Genomic DNA, 17477 nt, shown 5'->3' with positions numbered 1-17477 from the left:
CTGTAGGGGCGTGCCGGGCGCGCCACAATCCGCCGCCCGCGCACCGCATCGTTGCACCCACGAACCCAATCGGCGTAATGCTCGTTGCGAATACCGCGATTGCCGCAACGCCCGAATCGAAGAATCGATCGGTCGCGCCGGATTGCCGTTTTCCGGGTATCGCGTTCGGGTAAAATACCGCCCTTTTGGCGTTCGCCCGTCCGGCGAGCGCCGTTGCCTGCGCGCCGAAACACGAATTTTGGCCGTCTAGAATACGCCGCGGCGCCCGGCCCGACCGGCCGCGAGCGCCTCCCCGGAAGTGAGCGACAAAAGGATGGAAATGAAGAAGGCCGCCCTGTGCGCCGCCCTCGCCCTCGTGGCGGGCAGCGCCTTCGCGAAAGAGTGGAAGACCGTGCGGATCGGTGTCGATGCCAGCTACCCGCCGTTCGAGTCGACCGCGCCGAGCGGCGAGATCGTCGGTTTCGACGTCGATCTCACCAAGGAAATCTGCAAGCGGATCAACGTGAAATGCGTGTGGGTCGCGCAGGATCTCGACGGAATCATTCCCGCACTGAAGGCGAAGAAGTACGACGTCATCGTGTCGTCGCTGACCGTCACGGACAAGCGTCGCGAGCAGATCGACTTCTCCGACAAGGTGTACGACGCGCCCGCGCGGATGATCGCGAAGGCCGGCTCGCCGCTGCTGCCGACGGTCGCGTCGCTCAAGGGCAAGCACGTCGGCGTCGAACAGGGCTCGACGCAGGAATCCTACGCGAAGGCGTACTGGGAACCGCAGGGCGTGACGATCGTTCCTTACCAGAACCAGGACCAGGTCTATGCCGATCTCGGCTCGGGCCGCCTCGACGCGACGCTGCAGGATGAACTGCAGGCCGACTACGGCTTCCTGCGCACGCCGCGCGGCAAGGGCTTCGCGTTCGCCGGCCCGGAGGTGAAGGATCCGAAGACGATCGGCGACGGCACCGCGATCGGCCTGCGCAAGGACGACACGGACCTGAAGCTCAAGATCAACAAGGCGCTGGCCGACATGCACAAGGACGGCACGTACGACCGGCTGTCGCACAAGTATTTCTCGTTCAGCGTCTACTCGGCGCGCTGAGCGCCGACAATACCGGGAAGCGGATGCGGGGGCGGCCCCGCGTCCGGCACGACAGGCAGTCAACCACGCGCCGCCCGCCCCCTCGCCCGCCGCTCGCGCGACGGGCTGGTCCGGCACCGTTGCCGGGGCGGACGGTCATGATACGTACGGGGCGTTCCGCGCAGCTTGGCGGGCGCGTCTTTCGCGGCGCACCGCGTGCGCCGTCCGGGACCACACCAGGGACCACATATGTTTCTACAAGGCTACGGCCCGCTGATCCTCGCCGGCACCTGGCAAACCGTCAAGCTGGCGGTGCTTTCGCTCGCGCTGTCGTTCCTGCTGGGCCTGCTCGGCGCGGGCGCGAAGCTGTCGCGCAACCGCTTCACGAACGGCGCCGGCACCGTCTACACGACGCTGATCCGCGGCGTGCCCGACCTCGTGCTGATGCTGCTGCTGTTCTACAGCCTGCAGATCTGGCTGAACATGGCGACCGACGCGCTCGGCTGGGACCAGATCGACATCGACCCGTTCCTCGCCGGCGTGCTCGTGCTCGGCTTCATCTACGGCGCGTACTTCACCGAGACGTTCCGCGGCGCGTTCCTGTCGGTGCCGCGCGGCCAGCTCGAGGCCGGCAGCGCGTACGGGATGACCAACTGGCAGGTGTTCACGCGGATCATGTTCCCGCAGATGATGCGCTTCGCGCTGCCCGGCATCGGCAACAACTGGCAGGTGCTCGTGAAGTCGACCGCGCTGGTGTCGATCATCGGCCTCGCGGACGTCGTGAAGGCGTCGCAGGACGCCGGCAAGGGCACGCTGCGGTTCTTCTTCTTCACGCTGATCGCCGGTGCGGTCTACCTCGCCATCACGACGATCTCGAACTTCGTGCTGATGTGGCTCGAAAAGCGCTACTCGACCGGTGTCCGCAAGGCTGACCTATGATCGAACTCATCCAAGAATACTGGCGCAACTACCTCTACACCGACGGCTTCCGGATCACCGGCGTCGCGATCACGCTGTGGCTGCTGGTCGTGTCGATCGGCCTCGGCTTCTGCCTGTCGGTGCCGCTCGCGGTGGCCCGCGTGTCGAAGAGGAAGTGGCTGTCGAGCGCCGTGTGGCTCTATACGTACGTGTTCCGCGGCACGCCGCTCTACGTGCAGCTGCTGCTCTGCTACACCGGCCTCTACAGCCTGCAGGTCGTGCGCGGCACGCCGCTGCTCGACGCGTTCTTCCGCGACGGCATGCACTGCACGCTGCTCGCGTTCACGCTGAACACCTGCGCGTACACCACCGAGATCTTCGCGGGCGCGATCAAGGCGACGTCGTACGGCGAGATCGAAGCCGCGCGCGCGTACGGGATGTCCACCTTCACGATGTATCGCCGCGTGATCCTGCCGTCCGCGCTGCGCCGCGCGCTGCCGCTCTACAGCAACGAAGTGATCCTGATGCTGCACGCGACCACCGTCGCGTTCACAGCGACCGTGCCGGACATCCTGAAGATCGCGCGCGACGTGAACTCGGCGACCTACATGTCGTTCCACGCGTTCGGCATCGCCGCCCTGCTCTATCTCGTGATCTCGTTCGCGCTCGTGTGGCTGTTCCGCCAGGCCGAGCGTCGCTGGCTCGCGTATCTGCGCCCGCAAGGCAAGTAAGTTTCCGCAGGACTATTCATGAATTCCCAGACTCAGAAGCTTTTCGTCGACGATCTGCACAAGCGGTACGGCGACAACGAGGTGCTCAAGGGCGTATCGCTGAAGGCGAACTCGGGCGACGTGATCAGCGTGATTGGCTCGTCCGGTTCCGGCAAGAGCACGATGCTCCGCTGCATCAACTTCCTCGAACAGCCCAACTCCGGCCGCATCTTCGTCGACGGCGAGGAAGTGCGCACCGCGCTCGACAAGACGGGCGCGCTGCGCGCCGCGGATTCGAAGCAGCTGCAGCGCGTGCGCACCAAGCTGTCGATGGTGTTCCAGCACTTCAATCTCTGGTCGCACATGAACGTGATCGAGAACGTGATGGAAGCGCCCGTCAACGTGCTCGGCATCCCGAAGAAGGAAGCCGAAGACCGCGCGCGCGAGTATCTCGAGAAGGTCGGTCTCGCGCCGCGCGTCGAGAAGCAGTATCCGTCGCACCTGTCGGGCGGCCAGCAGCAACGTGTCGCGATCGCGCGGGCGCTGGCGATGCATCCGGACGTGATGCTGTTCGACGAGCCGACGTCGGCGCTCGACCCGGAACTGGTCGGCGAAGTGCTGAAGGTGATGCAGAAGCTGGCCGAGGAAGGCCGCACGATGATCGTCGTCACGCACGAGATGGGCTTCGCGCGCAACGTGTCGAACCACGTGATGTTCCTGCACCAGGGGCGCGTCGAGGAAGAAGGCGTGCCGTCCGAGGTGTTCGCGAACCCGAAGAGCGAACGCCTGCGCGGGTTCCTGTCGGGCAGCCTCAAGTAACGCGCGCTCCTCCGCGCCGCACTGCACGAACGGGCGCCATGCGGCGCCCGTCTTGCGTTTACGCGGCGTCCACCGGCGCGCCGTCGGCGAACGCGCGCAACGCGTCGCCCGCGAGCCGGTAGCGCACCCATTCGCTCTGCGGCGCGGCGCCGACGCTTTCGTAGAAGCGGATCGCCGGCTCGTTCCAGTCGAGCACGCTCCATTCGAAACGCCCGCAGCCGGTATCCACCGCGACGCGCGCGAGCGCCTTCAGCAGCCGCAGCCCGGCGCCCGCGCCGCGAAAGCGCGGCGACACGTACAGATCCTCGAGATACAGGCCCTGGCGGCCGAGCCACGTCGAATACGAGAAGAAATACACGGCGAAGCCGGCCGGCTCGCCGTCGACCTCGCAGATCAGCGCACGCGCGGGCGAACCTTCGCCGAACAGGCTGCGCTCGAGCGATGCAGGCGTCGCGACCACTTCATGCTCCGCCTTCTCGTAGATGGCCAGCTCGGTGATGAAACGCAGGATCTGCGGCACGTCGGCGACGGTGGCCGAACGGATGTCGATTTGCACGGTGGGGAGCCCTCCTTCTGCCCGGACTGAAAACGGAATGCGGCGGCGCTCGCTCGCGCAATCGCGCGTGACGCCGCCCGGATCGACATGCTACGTTCACGATACAACTGCAGGAAGTGCAGTTTCTTCATCCTGACATGAACATGATGCATCCAGAGCTGCGCCGTCTCGACCTGAACCTGCTGCTCGCGTTCGACGCGCTATACCGCCACCGCTCGGTCGCCGCGGCCGCGCACGAGCTGGCGATGAGCCCGTCCGCGCTCAGTCACGCGCTCGCCCGGTTGCGCGAAGCGATCGGCGATGCGTTGTTCGTGCGCCTCGGCAACGAGATGCAGCCGACCGTGCGCGCCGACGACATCGCCACCTGGGCCGGCGATGCGCTCGACACGATGTCGAAGGGGCTCGCCCGCGCACGCCGCTTCGATCCCGCGCAAAGCGACCGCACGTTCGTGTTCGCCGCGAGCGACTACACGGCGTTCGCGGTGCTGCCGGCGCTGCTCGCGCGTATCGAGCAGGTCGCGCCGCGGCTGCGGATCCGCGTCGTCCACTCCGACCGGAAGATCTCGATCGACGAACTCGCGGCCGGCCGCATCGACTTCGCGCTCGGCTATCACGAGGAGTCGGCCGCCGACGCGCCGGGCATCGAGGATTTCGACTGGTTTTCGGACGACTACGTGGTGATCGCGAGCGCCACGCATCCGGACATCCGCCGCCGGCTGACGCTCGACCAGTACCTCGCAGCACGCCACGTCGTCGTCACGCCGTGGAACGAGTCGCGCGGCGTCGTCGACTACGTGCTCGACCGGCTCGGTCTCGCGCGGCAGGTCGCCGTGCAGTTGCCGAGCGTGCTGGCCGCACCGTTCGTGATCGCGGAATCGGCACTCCTGATGACGGTGCCGAACCGTGCCGCACAGGCGCTGCGCCACGCGGCGCCGATCCGCATCTTCCCCGCGCCGTTCGAGATCCCGCGCTACACGGTGAAGGTCTACTCTCACGCGAAGCATGCGCGCACCGACGCGCACCGGTGGCTGCGCGCGCAGCTGCTCGACGTCCGGCCGGCGGGCGGTTGAGTTCGACGCTCCGGTGCGGCGCGCGGAGCGCCCCGCCGCACCAGCGTTTCCGGCGCCCGGGCGGCGGCGGACCACCGCCAATTCATTACGAAATACTTACCAATTCCGCGCGTCCGGCGCTTACGCTCGTGCCCCGGCAACGTCAATAGTGACAATCCTTGACCCATCGGTGCCGAATCCGTGTCTCCCTTGTCTCACAAGGGTTTTCCGGGAATCGACGGCCCCTTGGGCACCCGCTGCGCACTGTGTTGCATGGCAAATTGGCGACACGTGTTAGTCAAACAACGATTTCCATCGCCACAAAATTGTATTTTTGCTAAATTAGTAACCAAAGTAGCAAAACGAAGTTCGTGAAATGTAGTTTAGCTTCACGACACAACAAGGAGACCCCGCAAGCCGACCCGGCCGCGCGGGACCGCTCAACGGTTTTCCGTCCGCTTGCCCGCGTGCCGCGCTTACCGGCCCTGCACGAGGTCTCCCTGGTTATCCCGCTTTTCGCTTTTGCCCGGCGCTCGCTGCTCCGGGCATCTCGTGCAGTCTGGGTTGACTTTTTGACAGGGTATGGAGGAGATGATGAAGAAAGCTTTGGTCGCGGCCGCGCTGATGGCTGCTGGGGTGGTTACGGCGCACGCGCAGAGCAGCGTCACGCTGTATGGTCGCCTGGATGCCGGCCTCGAGTACCTGAACGGCCTGCAGAACGGCCACCAAGTGCGCGCGGAAAGCGGCGACTGGGGCACGAGCCTGTGGGGCTTGAAGGGCAGCGAGGACATCGGCGGCGGAAACAAGGTCCTGTTCCACCTCGAAGGCGCGTTCAACACGATGACGGGCGGCTTCAGCGGCTCGATCTGGGATCGTTTCGCGACCGTCGGCATCTCCAACGACCGCTACGGTACGCTGCTGCTGGGTCGCGAACTCGCGATCGCGAACGGCGTGTGGGACTTCGATCCGCTGGGCCAGTCGAGCTGGTCGTCGGCATCGCTCGTGCGCGGCCGCAACTGGAACAAGACCAGCAACAACGTGTCGTACCAGTCGCCGCAGTTCTACGGCCTCGACTTCTACGGCCAGTTCGCGTTCTCGAACTCGACCAGCTTCAACGGCAACACGACGGCCGGCCAGCCGGGTCGTGCAGCCGGCGCACAGGTCACGTACACGAACTCGCTGTTCCAGTTGCGCGGCATCTACGACGAAACGCGCGATAGCAACGGCCGCTTCTCGGACGTGTTCAACTACTCGCGTGAATACTTCGCGGGCCTGAACGTGTTCCTCGGCCAGTTCAAGCTGCAGGCGGCTTACCAGTCGTCGCATGCGGACGGCAGCGGCGGCCCGGCCGTCAACAACGGCATCACCGGCACCCAGCAGGTCTGGGGCGGCGTGACGTGGCAGGCCACGCCGGCGGCAGCGCTGATCGCGGCCGTGTACCACGTGAACGCCAACCACGGCGGCGGCAACGCGAACATCTACACGGTCGGCGGTTCGTACAACATCTCGAAGCGCACGCTGTTCGACGTGCAGGTCGCGACGGTGCGCAACAGCTCGACGGCCAACTTCGGCCTGAACGCGAACGGTGCAGGCACCGCCGTGTCGACGGGCAACCCGCATCCGGGCGGCAGCCAGACCGGCGTCTACGCCGGCATCCAGCACCTGTTCTGATCAGGCGCCGTCCAGAGAACGATTCGACAACACTTTCCACGCTGCTGCGAGAGGCGCGTATCGGTGCGGTACCCTCCCGGGTATCCGCACCGTTTTTTATTGGCGGTCCGGGATCGTGCGATCCGCGGCCCGATCTGCCCGATCTGCCGAACGGGCCGGATGCGGCGCTCAGACCGCCGCTTCGTTCTCTTCGCCGGTGCGGATGCGGATCACGCGCTCGACGTCCGACACGAAGATCTTGCCGTCGCCGATCTTGCCCGTGCGCGCCGCGCCGATCACCGCGTCGATCACCTGGTCGACCTGCGCTTCCGCGACGACCACCTCGATCTTCATCTTCGGCAGGAAGTCGACCACGTATTCGGCGCCGCGATACAGCTCGGTGTGCCCCTTCTGGCGGCCGAAGCCCTTCACTTCCGTCACGGTCAGGCCGGTGAGGCCCACTTCGGCGAGCGCTTCGCGGACTTCGTCCAGCTTGAACGGCTTGATGATGGCGGTGATGCGTTTCATGATGGTTGTCCCTCAATGCTCGTTTGGATGAAAAATCGCAATCCCGATTTTAAGCCGTAAGTGTAAGCCGTAAGCCGGCCGGCCGCGCACGGCGCGGCACGGCTCAGTCGAGACGTTCGGTAAAGCGTGACGTGATCGGATAGCGCCAGTCGCGTCCGAACGCGCGATGCGTGACGCGAATGCCGATCGGCGCCTGGCGGCGCTTGTATTCGTTGATCTTGATGAGCCGCGTCACGCGCGCGACGTCGGCCTCCGCATAGCCGGCCGCGACGATCTCCGCGAGCGGCCGGTCCTCCTCCATGTACATCCGCATGATCGCGTCGAGCACGTCGTACGGCGGCAGGCTGTCCTGGTCCGTCTGGTTCTCGCGCAACTCGGCCGACGGCGCGCGCGTCAGGATCCGCTCGGGGATCACGTCGCGCAGCCCGTAGTCCGCAGTGGCGTTGCGATAGCGGCACAGCCGGTAGACCAGCGTCTTCGCGATGTCCTTGATCACCGCGAAGCCGCCGGCCATGTCGCCGTACAGCGTGCAGTAGCCGACCGCCATCTCGCTCTTGTTGCCGGTCGTCAGCACGATCGAGCCGAACTTGTTCGACAGCGCCATCAGCAGCGTGCCGCGGATGCGCGCCTGGATGTTCTCTTCCGTCGCGTCCTCCGCGCGGCCCGCGAATTCGCCCGCGAGCGCCGCGCGGAACGCGTCGAACATCGGCGCGATCGCGATCTCGTCATAGCGCACGCCGACGCGCCGCGCCATCTCCGCCGCGTCGGTGGTCGAGATGTCGGCCGTGTAGCGCGACGGCATCATCACCGCGCGCACGCGCTCGGGCCCGAGCGCGTCGCAGGCGACCGCGAGCACCAGCGCCGAATCGACGCCGCCCGACAGCCCGATCAGCACGCCGGGGAAACCGTTCTTGCCGATGTAGTCGCGCACGCCGGTCACGAGCGCGCGATAGACCTGCGCGTCGACCGGCAGCTCGGGCGCGATCGCACCCGGCAGCGGGCGCGCGCCGTCGAACTCGACGATCGCGTGCCCTTCGTCGAACTGCGGCATCTTCGCGACGAGCGCGCCCTCGCCGTCGAGCACGAACGAGCCGCCGTCGAACACGAGCTCGTCCTGGCCGCCGACGAGGTTCACGTACACCATCGGCAGCCCGGTTTCGCGGATCCGCGCGCGCAGGATGTCGATGCGCAGCGCTTCCTTGTTCATGTGGTACGGCGAACCGTTCGGGATCAGCAGCACCTGCGCGCCGGCGGCCTTCGCGATCTGCGCGGCCGACGCATGCCATGCGTCCTCGCAGATGATCACGCCGTATCTGACGCCGTCGAGCTCGAACACGAGCGGCTCGGTGTCGGTCGCGAAGTAGCGCTTCTCGTCGAACACGTCGGCGTTCGGCAGATCCTGCTTGCGGTAGGTGCCGACGATCTCGCCGCCGACGATCAGCGACACCGCGTTGTAGGTGTCGGCCGGCGGCACGCCGCGCTCGATCGGGCGGTTTGCATTACCATCGACGGCTGGCGCGTGCGGAGCGCCGCCCGACGGACCGCCGCCCGACGGATCGCCGCCCGACGGATCGCCGCCCGACGGATCGCCGCCCGCGCTGCGCAACGGATGGCCGACCAGCACCGCGAGCCCGTCGAACGCACGCAGCGCATCGGCGAGCGCGTCGAGCGCGGCCGCCGCCGCCGTGTAGAACGCGGGCCGCAGCAGCAGGTCTTCCGGCGGATAGCCGGACAGCGCGAGTTCGGGCGCGATCATCAGGCGCGCACCATCGTTGTGCGCGGCGCGGGCGGCCGCGACGATCCGCGCGACGTTGCCGGCGAAATCGCCGACGGTGACGTTGATCTGGGCGAGAGCGAGTCGGGTCTTCATGACGGGATCGGCGCAGCCCGGCGGCGCGCCCTGAACGGCTGACGAAAACGCCTCGGAAGCGGGCCACGGCGGCACGCATCCGGCGGCATCCAACTGTACGGATTCACGCTTGAAACACGAACGCATCGATTATCGCACGGGCATCCTGTCGTCCCCCGCGGAGGTGCCGGCCGACGAATGGAACGCGCTGCTCGAGCGCGACGCGCAGCCGACGCCGTTCCTGCGCCACGAATTCCTCGACGCGCTGCACGTCGCGCGCTGCGCGGTCGACGACACCGGCTGGTCGCCGCACTTCGTCACGCTGACCGACGCGCGCACCGGCCGGCTCGCGGCGGCCGCGCCCGTCTATGCGAAACAGCATTCGTACGGCGAATACGTGTTCGACTGGGCGTGGGCCGACGCGTACCAGCGCAACGGGCTGTCCTACTACCCGAAGCTGCTGTGCGCGGTGCCGTTCACGCCCGTGCAGGGCACGCGCCTGCTCGCGGCCGACGACGACGCGCGCCGCCGGCTCGCGGCCACGCTGCTCGCGTTCGCCGAGCAAAGCGACGTGTCGTCGCTGCACGTGCTGTTCCCGACCGGCGACGAGGCGCGGCTGCTCGAGTCGATGGGGATGATGCTGCGCGAAGGCGTGCAGTTCCACTGGCTCAACGACGGCTACCGCGACTTCGACGACTTCCTCGGCACGCTCGAGCAGAAGAAGCGCAAGAACATCCGCGCGGAACGTCGCAAGGTGCGCGATGCCGGCGTCACGTTCCGGCGGCTCGCCGGCGCTCAGATCACCGACGCCGACTGGCGCTTCTTCTCGCGCTGCTACCGGCAGACCTATCGCGAGCACTATTCGAGCCCCTACCTGAATCTCGACTTCTTCCGCGCGATCGGCGCGACGATGCCGGAGAACCTGCTGCTCGTGATCGCCGAAGCCGACGGCAAACCGATCGCGAGCTCGCTCGCCGTCTACCGGCGCGGCCCGAACGGCCGCGGCGGCACGCTGTACGGCCGCTACTGGGGCGCGCTCGAGCACGTGCCCTGCCTGCATTTCGAAACGGCCTACTACCAGTTGCTCGAATTCTGTATCGAGGCCGGGCTCGACACGTTCGAGGGCGGTGCGCAGGGCGAGCACAAGCTCGCGCGCGGCTTCCTGCCGACCGTCACGCATTCCGCGCACTGGCTCGCGCACCCGGCGTTCTCCGATGCGGTCGCGCGCTTTCTCGAACGCGAGACCGAGCATATCCACGCGTACGTCGACGAGCTGCGCGAGCACGATCCGTTCCGGCGGGGGCCGTGACGGCGGGCGCGAATCATGTCGCTTGCGGCGGCACGCGCCAATTCTGAGACACTGACGGCTTCGCATCCCGCCGCATCCCCATGTCCTGGTTTCTGTATCTGATCGAGTGTGCCGACGACAGCGTCTACACCGGCATCACGACCGACGTCGCTGCGCGCTTCGACGAGCACGCATCCGGCAAGGGCGCGCGCTATACGCGCTCGCGCAAGCCGCGCGCGGTGCTCGCGTCGTTCCCGCTGCCCGACCGCTCGATCGCGTCGCGCGCCGAGTACTGGGTGAAGCGGCTGACCGCGGCGCAGAAACGCGAACTGGCGGCAGGATTGCGGACGCTGGAATCGGTGGTGCCGGCTGTGGTGACGATCGACGGGGAACTCGATGCGGACGGTTTGAAGGCCGGCACGCGGCGGCGGAAGAAAGTGAAGAAGGCGCCGCAGCCCGCCGAAATCACGATGGAGGCGGCCGAAACGGAACGACCCGTGAAGAAAGCCGCGAAGGCCGGTAGTGACGGGAAAGCATCGCGGTCCGGCAAGACCTCGAAGTCCGGGCAAAGCGCGCAGGCTCGTGCGAAGACGAAGGCAGCTCCAGCCAGCAAGCGCGCGACGAACGGCGACGCCGCCGAAGCAAAAAAGGCCGCGTCGCGCAGCACGGCGGCAAAGCAGGACGAGCCTGCCGTCAACTCGACGCCGAAACGGAAAGCGCCGGCGGCCGGCGGCAAGTCCGTCGCGAAGGCACGCGCCGGCAGCGCTTCGACATCGCCGGGGCGCCGCGGTACGTCGGCGGCCGGAAAGGCCAGAACCGAAGCCGTCGAAGCCGCTGCTCCGGCCACCACCGAGCGCGGCGCAACGGGCGCAATTCGCTCAACCGACTCAACGCGAGCGAAGCGTACGAAAACCTCGCCGAACGCCGGCTCCCAGCCCGCGCCCGCCCGCACGCGAAAGAACACCACCACCGGCGCCAAACCGTGCACAAAACAAAACCGCGCGGCCTCCTGAGGAGACACGCGCGGTTTGCGTTCCGAACGAACCGGCCGCGAGGCCGGCCAGCCGGCTTACTTCTTGTAGTTCGCGGCGCCGTCGGCGATTTCCTTGTGCGCGGCGTCGATGCCGGCCCAGCCTTCGACCTTCACCCACTTGCCCTTCTCGAGCGCCTTGTATTGCTCGAAGAAGTGCTTGATCTGGTCCTTCAGGTACTCGGGCACGTCGTCGATCGACTTCAGGTTCGCCGTCATCGGGCAGACCTTGTCGTGCGGCACCGCAACCAGCTTCGCGTCGACGCCCGACTCGTCGGTCATCTGCAGCATGCCGAGCACGCGCGAACGCACGATCGAGCCGGCCAGCAGCGGGAACGGCGTGATCACCAGCACGTCGACCGGATCGCCGTCGCCCGACAGCGTCTGCGGGATGTAGCCGTAGTTCACCGGATAGCGCATGCCGGTACCGATGAAGCGGTCGACGACGAGGAGACCCAGCTCCTTGTCCGCCTCGTACTTCACCGGATCGCTTTGCGCGGGGATCTCGATGATCACGTTGAAATCGTGCGGCAGGTCCTTGCCGGCCGGAACATGATTGAAGCTCATAGCGCTCTCTGTTGGTCGATGGAATTCGGGACAGGGGCGCCGCGGCCGTTGCACCGCCGCGGGCGTCCCCGCAGGGAATGCGCCATTATAGCCAATCGACCGGTGGCGTCCGGATGACGATCGGCGCGATAATCGTTCCGGATGTCCGGCCATCGAACCCCGGGTGATGTTGCATGGAAGCCGAGTGAGCGTTGAAGCGCCAACTCGGGTCGACCGCGAAGCATGGGACCCGAGTAGGCGCTAAAACGCCAACCCGGGTCGACCGCGAAGCATGGGACCCGAGTAGGCGCTAAAGCGCCAACCCGGGTCGACCGCGAAGCATGGGACCCGAGTAGGCGCTAAAGCGCCAACTCGGGTCGACAGGAGCACGCATGGAAGAAGCGAAGCACTTCATCGCAGGCGAATGGACGTTGCCCGCGCAACTGGAGACGATTCCGGTCGTCGACCCGTCCGACGGCCAGCCGTTCGCGACGATCGCGCGCGGCACGGCGCCCGACATCGAACGTGCGGTCGCCGCCGCCCGCGACGCGTTCGCGGGCCCGTGGGGCGCGGCCAGCGCCGCCGAGCGCGGCCGCGTGCTGATGCGGCTGTCCTCGCGCGTCGCCGACCATATCGAGGAACTGGCCGCGATCGAGGCACGCGACACCGGCAAGCCGCTGAAGCAGGCGCGTGCCGACGCCGCCGCGCTCGCCCGCTACTTCGAGTTCTACGCGGGCGCCGCCGACAAGCTGCACGGCGAAACCCTCCCCTATCAGGCCGGCTACACGGTACTGACGGTGCGCGAGGCGCACGGCGTCACCGGCCACATCGTGCCGTGGAACTACCCGATGCAGATCTTCGGGCGCAGCGTCGGCGCGGCGCTCGCGGCCGGCAACGCATGCGTCGTGAAACCGGCCGAGGATGCGTGCCTGTCGGTGCTGCGCGTGGCCGAACTCGCCGCCGAAGCCGGGCTGCCGGCCGGTGCGCTGAACGTGGTCACCGGCTACGGCCATGAAGCGGGCGCGGCACTCGCGCGCCATCCCGGCATCGATCACATCTCGTTCACCGGCTCGCCCGCGACCGGCAAGCTGGTCACGCAGATGGCCGCCGAAAACCACGTGCCCGTCACGCTCGAGCTCGGCGGCAAGTCGCCGCAGATCGTGTTCGCCGACGCCGATCTCGACGCGGCGCTGCCCGTGCTCGTGTCGGCGATCGTGCAGAACGGCGGGCAGACCTGCTCGGCCGGCAGCCGCGTGCTGATCGAGCGAGCGGTCTACGAGCCGCTCGTCGAACGGCTCGCCACCGCGTTCAACGGGCTGCGGGTCGGCCCGAGCCGCGCGGATCTCGACTGTGGCCCGCTGATCAACGCGAAACAGCAGCAGCGCGTGTGGGACTTCCTGTCCGACGCGCAGCACGACGGCATTCCGATGGCCGGGCACGGCCAGGTCGTCGCCGACGCGCCCGAAAGCGGCTTCTACCAGGCGCCCGCGCTGCTGCGCGACGTGCCGGCGTCGCACCGGCTCGCGCAGGAGGAAGTGTTCGGCCCGGTGCTCGCCGCGATGCGCTTCGTCGACGAAGACGAAGCGGTCGCGCTCGCGAACGGCACGCCGTACGGCCTCGTCGCGGGCATCTGGACCCGCGACGGTGCACGCCAGCTGCGTCTCGCGCGCCGCCTGCGTGCCGGCCAGGTGTTCATCAACAACTACGGCGCGGGCGGCGGCGTCGAGTTGCCGTTCGGCGGCGTCGGCCACTCGGGCCATGGCCGCGAGAAAGGCTTCGAGGCGCTGTACGGTTTCACGACGCTGAAGACGATCGCGATCCGGCACGGCTGAACCAAACGAACGCGGCCGGCAACGGACCGGCCGTGTCCCGCAGCACCCAGCACGCATCCAGCACAGGAGACACACCATGCGGTTGAGCGGCAAGACGGCCCTCGTCACGGGCGGCGGTTCGGGCTTCGGCGAAGGCATCGCGAAGACCTATGCGCGCGAAGGCGCGAACGTCGTCGTCAACGACCTGAACGGTGCGGCGGCCGAGCGCGTCGCGAGCGAGATCGCGCTGGCGGGCGGCAAGGCGATCGCGGTCGCGGGCGACGTGTCGAAGGACGCCGACTGGCGCGCGCTGCTGCAAGCCGCGCTCGACGATTTCCATTCGGTGCAGATCGTCGTGAACAACGCCGGCACCACGCATCGCAACAAGCCGGTGCTCGACGTGACAGAAGCCGAGTTCGACCGCGTGTACGCCGTCAACATGAAGAGCCTGTTCTGGAGCGTGCAGACCTTCGTTCCGTATTTCCGCACGCAGGGCGGCGGCGTGTTCGTGAACGTCGCGTCGACGGCCGGCGTGCGGCCGCGCCCGGGCCTCGTCTGGTACAACAGCACGAAGGGCGCGATGATCACCGCGAGCAAGTCGCTCGCGGCCGAGCTCGGCGCCGACCGGATCCGCGTGAACTGCATCAACCCGGTGCTCGGCGAGACGGGCCTGATGACCGAGTTCATGGGCTGCGAGGACACGCCGGAGAATCGTCGCCGGTTCCTCGCGACGATTCCGCTCGGCCGCTTCTCGACGCCGCAGGACATCGCGAACGCGGCCCTGTACCTCGCATCCGACGAAGCCGAGTTCATCACCGGCGTCTGTCTCGAAGTCGACGGCGGGCGCTGCATCTAGCCGCACGGCCGTGATGGCGCCGCGCCGGCAGCGCCGGCCGGCGCCGCATCCACGCATCGTCATTGCTTCGCACGACACCGGATCGGGCGCCGCCGCGCCGGCTCCGGCCACCACAAGAAAGGACAGGAGACAACATGGCAACATCGACGCAGTCGCTGCCGGGCTCGTCCGGCGCATTCGAGGAAGCAACCTACCGCAAGGTGTCCTGGCGGCTCACGCCGCTCCTGCTGCTGTGCTACGTGGTCGCGTATCTCGACCGCGTGAACGTCGGCTTCGCGAAGCTGCAGATGGCGAGCGACCTGAATCTCAGCGATACCGTCTACGGGCTCGGCGCCGGGATCTTCTTCTTCGGCTACTTCCTGTTCGAAGTGCCGAGCAACATCATCCTGCACAAGGTCGGCGCACGCGTCTGGATCGCGCGCATCATGGCGACGTGGGGCGTGATCTCGATCCTGACGATGTTCGTCACGACGCCCGCGATGTTCTACGTGATGCGCTTCCTGCTCGGCGTCGCCGAGGCCGGCTTCTTCCCCGGCGTGATCCTGTACCTCACCTACTGGTATCCCGCGCACCGGCGCGGCCGGATGACGACGTTCTTCATGACGGCAGTCGCCTTGTCCGGGGTGATCGGCGGACCGATCTCCGGCTTCATCCTGAAGGCGTTCAACGGCGTGAGCGGCTGGCACGGCTGGCAATGGCTGTTCCTGCTCGAAGGGATCCCGTCGGTGCTGGCCGGCGTGCTGGTGTTCTTCGCGCTCGACGACCGGATCGCGAAGGCCAAATGGCTCACCGACGACGAAAAGGCGCTGCTCACGCGCAACGTCGACGCGGAGGAAGCGACCAAGGAAGACCTGCCGCTCGGCGCGGTGATGGCGAGCCCGCGCGTGTGGCTGATGGCGCTCATCTACTTCTCGTTCGTGATGGGGCTGTACGGCGTCGGCTTCTGGCTGCCGACGATCATCAAGGCGACCGGCGTGACCGACACGTTCATGATCGGGCTGCTGTCGGCGGTTCCGTATGCGGCGGCGGTGGTCGCGATGATCCTGATCGCGCGCAGCGCTGACAAGCGCCGCGAACGACGCTGGCACCTGGCGATTCCGGCCGCGTTCGGCGCGCTCGGGCTCGTGCTGTCGGTGATCTGGGCGCACCAGACGGCGCTCGCGATGCTCGGCCTCACGCTCGCGACGATGGGCATCCTGACGACGCTGCCGCTGTTCTGGAGCCTGCCGACCGCGTTCCTCGGCGGCGCGGCGGCCGCGGCGGGCATCGCGATGATCAACTCGATCGGCAACCTCGCGGGCTTCCTGAGCCCGTACATGATGGGCTGGCTCAAGCAGGCGACGGGCGCCAACGACGCGGGCATGTACATGCTCGCCGGGTTCCTCGTGCTTGGCGGGCTGCTCGCGCTGTCGGTGCCGAAGCGGCTCGTCGACAAGTGACGTGACGCGGCGCGCCGCGATGCGGTTCGTCGCGGGCGAAGACGACTTGCCGCGCCGGCTCCGCGCGTAGCGTCCAGTCCGGCGAGGCGAGAGCGCATAAGAGAAGCCCCGAAGGCCATCCGGCGTTCGGGGCTTTTTTACGCGCGGCGGGCGAGCGCGCCGCGTCAGACCACGGTGATCGCGAGCGCGCTTTCGCGGTAGTGCTTCGCCGCCTTGTCGGTTTCGCCGAGGTGCTCGAACAGGCGTGCGAGCGCACGGTGCGCACGCACCTTCAGCGCCTCGTTGTCGGCCTGCTTCAGCGCGGCTTCGAGGAACGACTGCGCCTTGCCCCAGAGCTGCTGCTGCTGGCAGAGACGGCCGAGCGCGAACAGCAGGTCGGCATCGTCCGGGTGATCCTTCCTCCAGCCTTCGGCCTTCTGGATCAGCGGCAGCGCATCGCCGCCGGCCGTGTCCGGATAGCGGCGCAGCAGGCGCGCATCCCAGTTGTGCGCGAGCGCGTCCTCGACGATGCGGCGCGCTTCGGTGCGGCGCTCGAGCGTCACCAGCAGCTCGGCCGCGAGATCGGCCAGGCGCGGCGATTGGCGTTCGAGCGGCGACAGCGACTGCCACACCTCGAGCAGTGCGTCCGGGTCGTGCCGGCGTTCGCGCAGCAGGTTCTCCGCCGCCTGCTGGCGCAGCCGCACGGCCGCGGCCGGATGCAGCGCCTCGCGTTTCTCGAGCGCCTTTGCGAGCTTCAGCACCTCGGCCCAGTTCTTCAACTGCTGCTGCGCGCGCAGCGCGACCTGCTGCGCATGGATGCGCTTGCCGCCCGCCTGCAGGTCGGCCAGCGCGGCGAGCGCGCCGTCGGCATCGCGCGCATCCGCGCGCATGTCGGCCGCGGCGAGCAGCCGTGCGTCCTGCCATTCCGGCGCGTCGACCTTCGACAGCCAGTCGTCGCGGCGCGTGTACTCGTGCATCCGGTGCGCGGCGGTGGCCCCGACGAGACTCGCGGCGCCCTGGTTCGCATCGACCGCGAGCGCGTCGCGCGCGGCCTTCTCGGCGCGCGAGAAGCGGCCCGCATACAGGTTCGCGATCGCGTCGCGCAGCGACGCCTGTGCCTTCTCGTTGCGCGAACGCGCACGATACGCGGCGACCCGCTGCGGCATGCGCCAGATGTTGCGCACGATGCGCAGCAGCGCGTACACGACGATGAACAGCACGACGATGGAGATCACGAACAGGTTCAGCGACACGTCGACCCGGTACGGCGGATAGACGAGCAGCACCTGCCCCGCGTCGAAATGGCCGACGGTGGCAAGTGCCGCGGCGATCGCGAACAGGATCGCGAGCCAGACGATTCCTCGAAGCGTCATC

16 protein-coding genes are annotated in these 17477 nt (G+C 67.6%); 11 read left to right on the top strand and 5 right to left on the bottom strand.

Annotated features, from left to right (window positions below; genetic code table 11):
- Positions 1-319: 319 nt before the first annotated feature.
- The 4 genes from DID98_RS20035 (at position 320) to DID98_RS20020 (ending at position 3522) form a co-directional block, all read left to right on the top strand.
- Positions 320-1096: an ABC transporter substrate-binding protein gene (locus DID98_RS20035; protein WP_044847744.1), complete on the top strand. Its 777-nt coding sequence runs from the start codon at positions 320-322 to the stop codon at positions 1094-1096.
- Between the two features lie 228 nt (positions 1097-1324).
- The gene (locus tag DID98_RS20030; protein WP_044847743.1) at positions 1325-2014 is read left to right on the top strand and encodes an ABC transporter permease; all 690 of its coding nucleotides are present in this window, start codon (positions 1325-1327) and stop codon (positions 2012-2014) included.
- Positions 2011-2724: an ABC transporter permease gene (locus DID98_RS20025; RefSeq protein WP_044847742.1), complete on the top strand. Its 714-nt coding sequence runs from the start codon at positions 2011-2013 to the stop codon at positions 2722-2724. The genes DID98_RS20030 and DID98_RS20025 overlap by 4 nt, the downstream gene beginning before the upstream one ends.
- Before the next feature lie 18 nt (positions 2725-2742).
- Positions 2743-3522 (top strand): ABC transporter ATP-binding protein, encoded by a 780-nt coding sequence (locus DID98_RS20020; protein WP_044847741.1) that lies wholly within the window; start codon positions 2743-2745, stop codon positions 3520-3522.
- 58 nt (positions 3523-3580) lie between these two features.
- On the opposite strand, the gene DID98_RS20015 is transcribed toward DID98_RS20020, so the two are convergent.
- Entirely contained in the window at positions 3581-4078 is a 498-nt protein-coding gene (locus DID98_RS20015) for a GNAT family N-acetyltransferase (RefSeq protein WP_044847740.1), read from the bottom strand.
- Positions 4079-4221: 143 nt separating this feature from the next.
- Here DID98_RS20015 and DID98_RS20010 point away from each other — a divergent pair, with 143 nt between their 5' ends.
- Together DID98_RS20010 and DID98_RS20005 are read left to right on the top strand one after the other, a co-directional pair.
- On the top strand, positions 4222-5148 hold the full coding sequence (locus tag DID98_RS20010) for a LysR family transcriptional regulator (protein WP_044847750.1): 927 nt from the start codon (positions 4222-4224) through the stop codon (positions 5146-5148).
- A gap of 570 nt (positions 5149-5718) precedes the next feature.
- Positions 5719-6798, top strand: a complete 1080-nt coding sequence (locus DID98_RS20005) for a porin (RefSeq protein WP_044847749.1) — start codon at positions 5719-5721, stop codon at positions 6796-6798.
- Positions 6799-6966: 168 nt separating this feature from the next.
- Here the strand turns inward: DID98_RS20005 and DID98_RS20000 are convergent, their stop codons facing one another.
- Together DID98_RS20000 and DID98_RS19995 are read right to left on the bottom strand one after the other, a co-directional pair.
- Positions 6967-7305: a P-II family nitrogen regulator gene (locus DID98_RS20000; protein WP_006398637.1), complete on the bottom strand. Its 339-nt coding sequence runs from the start codon at positions 7303-7305 to the stop codon at positions 6967-6969.
- A gap of 103 nt (positions 7306-7408) precedes the next feature.
- A complete protein-coding gene (locus DID98_RS19995; RefSeq protein WP_124571284.1) occupies positions 7409-9175 on the bottom strand; it encodes an NAD+ synthase in 1767 nt (588 codons plus the stop codon).
- 109 nt (positions 9176-9284) lie between these two features.
- Here DID98_RS19995 and DID98_RS19990 point away from each other — a divergent pair, with 109 nt between their 5' ends.
- Together DID98_RS19990 and DID98_RS19985 are read left to right on the top strand one after the other, a co-directional pair.
- The gene (locus tag DID98_RS19990) at positions 9285-10463 is read left to right on the top strand and encodes a GNAT family N-acetyltransferase (RefSeq protein WP_124571283.1); all 1179 of its coding nucleotides are present in this window, start codon (positions 9285-9287) and stop codon (positions 10461-10463) included.
- An 80-nt stretch (positions 10464-10543) separates the two neighbouring features.
- Positions 10544-11455 (top strand): GIY-YIG nuclease family protein, encoded by a 912-nt coding sequence (locus tag DID98_RS19985; protein ID WP_124571282.1) that lies wholly within the window; start codon positions 10544-10546, stop codon positions 11453-11455.
- A 56-nt stretch (positions 11456-11511) separates the two neighbouring features.
- Here DID98_RS19985 and ppa read toward each other — a convergent pair whose 3' ends face one another.
- Entirely contained in the window at positions 11512-12039 is a 528-nt protein-coding gene (gene ppa / locus DID98_RS19980; RefSeq protein WP_011885693.1) for an inorganic diphosphatase, read from the bottom strand.
- Between the two features lie 371 nt (positions 12040-12410).
- On the opposite strand from ppa, the gene DID98_RS19975 reads away from it, so the two are divergent.
- The 3 genes from DID98_RS19975 to DID98_RS19965 all read left to right on the top strand — a co-directional run bounded on the left by DID98_RS19975 (position 12411) and on the right by DID98_RS19965 (position 16124).
- On the top strand, positions 12411-13850 hold the full coding sequence (locus tag DID98_RS19975) for an aldehyde dehydrogenase family protein (RefSeq protein WP_124571281.1): 1440 nt from the start codon (positions 12411-12413) through the stop codon (positions 13848-13850).
- Positions 13851-13926: 76 nt separating this feature from the next.
- Positions 13927-14685 carry an SDR family oxidoreductase gene (locus tag DID98_RS19970; protein ID WP_044847736.1) on the top strand — a complete coding sequence of 253 codons (759 nt, stop codon included), beginning with the start codon at positions 13927-13929 and terminating at the stop codon, positions 14683-14685.
- Between the two features lie 134 nt (positions 14686-14819).
- A complete protein-coding gene (locus DID98_RS19965; protein ID WP_124488442.1) occupies positions 14820-16124 on the top strand; it encodes an MFS transporter in 1305 nt (434 codons plus the stop codon).
- Positions 16125-16288: 164 nt separating this feature from the next.
- Here DID98_RS19965 and DID98_RS19960 read toward each other — a convergent pair whose 3' ends face one another.
- Complete coding sequence (locus DID98_RS19960; RefSeq protein ID WP_124488443.1) at positions 16289-17476, bottom strand: heme biosynthesis protein HemY; 1188 nt, start codon at positions 17474-17476, stop codon at positions 16289-16291.
- Position 17477: the final 1 nt, after the last annotated feature.

The sequence above is a fragment of the Burkholderia sp. Bp8984 genome (assembly GCF_003853755.1).
Taxonomy (GTDB): Bacteria; Pseudomonadota; Gammaproteobacteria; order Burkholderiales; family Burkholderiaceae; genus Burkholderia.
This window is presented reverse-complemented; position numbering and strand designations above follow the sequence as displayed.

Coding starts and splice junctions, on each gene's coding strand:
- DID98_RS20035 (WP_044847744.1), top strand. CDS start 320: ATGAAGAAGGCCGCCCTGTGCGCCGCCCTCGCCCTCGTGGCGGGCAGC.
- DID98_RS20030 (WP_044847743.1), top strand. CDS start 1,325: ATGTTTCTACAAGGCTACGGCCCGCTGATCCTCGCCGGCACCTGGCAA.
- DID98_RS20025 (WP_044847742.1), top strand. CDS start 2,011: ATGATCGAACTCATCCAAGAATACTGGCGCAACTACCTCTACACCGAC.
- DID98_RS20020 (WP_044847741.1), top strand. CDS start 2,743: ATGAATTCCCAGACTCAGAAGCTTTTCGTCGACGATCTGCACAAGCGG.
- DID98_RS20010 (WP_044847750.1), top strand. CDS start 4,222: ATGATGCATCCAGAGCTGCGCCGTCTCGACCTGAACCTGCTGCTCGCG.
- DID98_RS20005 (WP_044847749.1), top strand. CDS start 5,719: ATGATGAAGAAAGCTTTGGTCGCGGCCGCGCTGATGGCTGCTGGGGTG.
- DID98_RS20000 (WP_006398637.1), bottom strand. CDS start 7,305: ATGAAACGCATCACCGCCATCATCAAGCCGTTCAAGCTGGACGAAGTC.
- DID98_RS19995 (WP_124571284.1), bottom strand. CDS start 9,175: ATGAAGACCCGACTCGCTCTCGCCCAGATCAACGTCACCGTCGGCGAT.
- DID98_RS19985 (WP_124571282.1), top strand. CDS start 10,544: ATGTCCTGGTTTCTGTATCTGATCGAGTGTGCCGACGACAGCGTCTAC.
- ppa (WP_011885693.1), bottom strand. CDS start 12,039: ATGAGCTTCAATCATGTTCCGGCCGGCAAGGACCTGCCGCACGATTTC.
- DID98_RS19975 (WP_124571281.1), top strand. CDS start 12,411: ATGGAAGAAGCGAAGCACTTCATCGCAGGCGAATGGACGTTGCCCGCG.
- DID98_RS19970 (WP_044847736.1), top strand. CDS start 13,927: ATGCGGTTGAGCGGCAAGACGGCCCTCGTCACGGGCGGCGGTTCGGGC.
- DID98_RS19965 (WP_124488442.1), top strand. CDS start 14,820: ATGGCAACATCGACGCAGTCGCTGCCGGGCTCGTCCGGCGCATTCGAG.
- DID98_RS19960 (WP_124488443.1), bottom strand. CDS start 17,476: ATGACGCTTCGAGGAATCGTCTGGCTCGCGATCCTGTTCGCGATCGCC.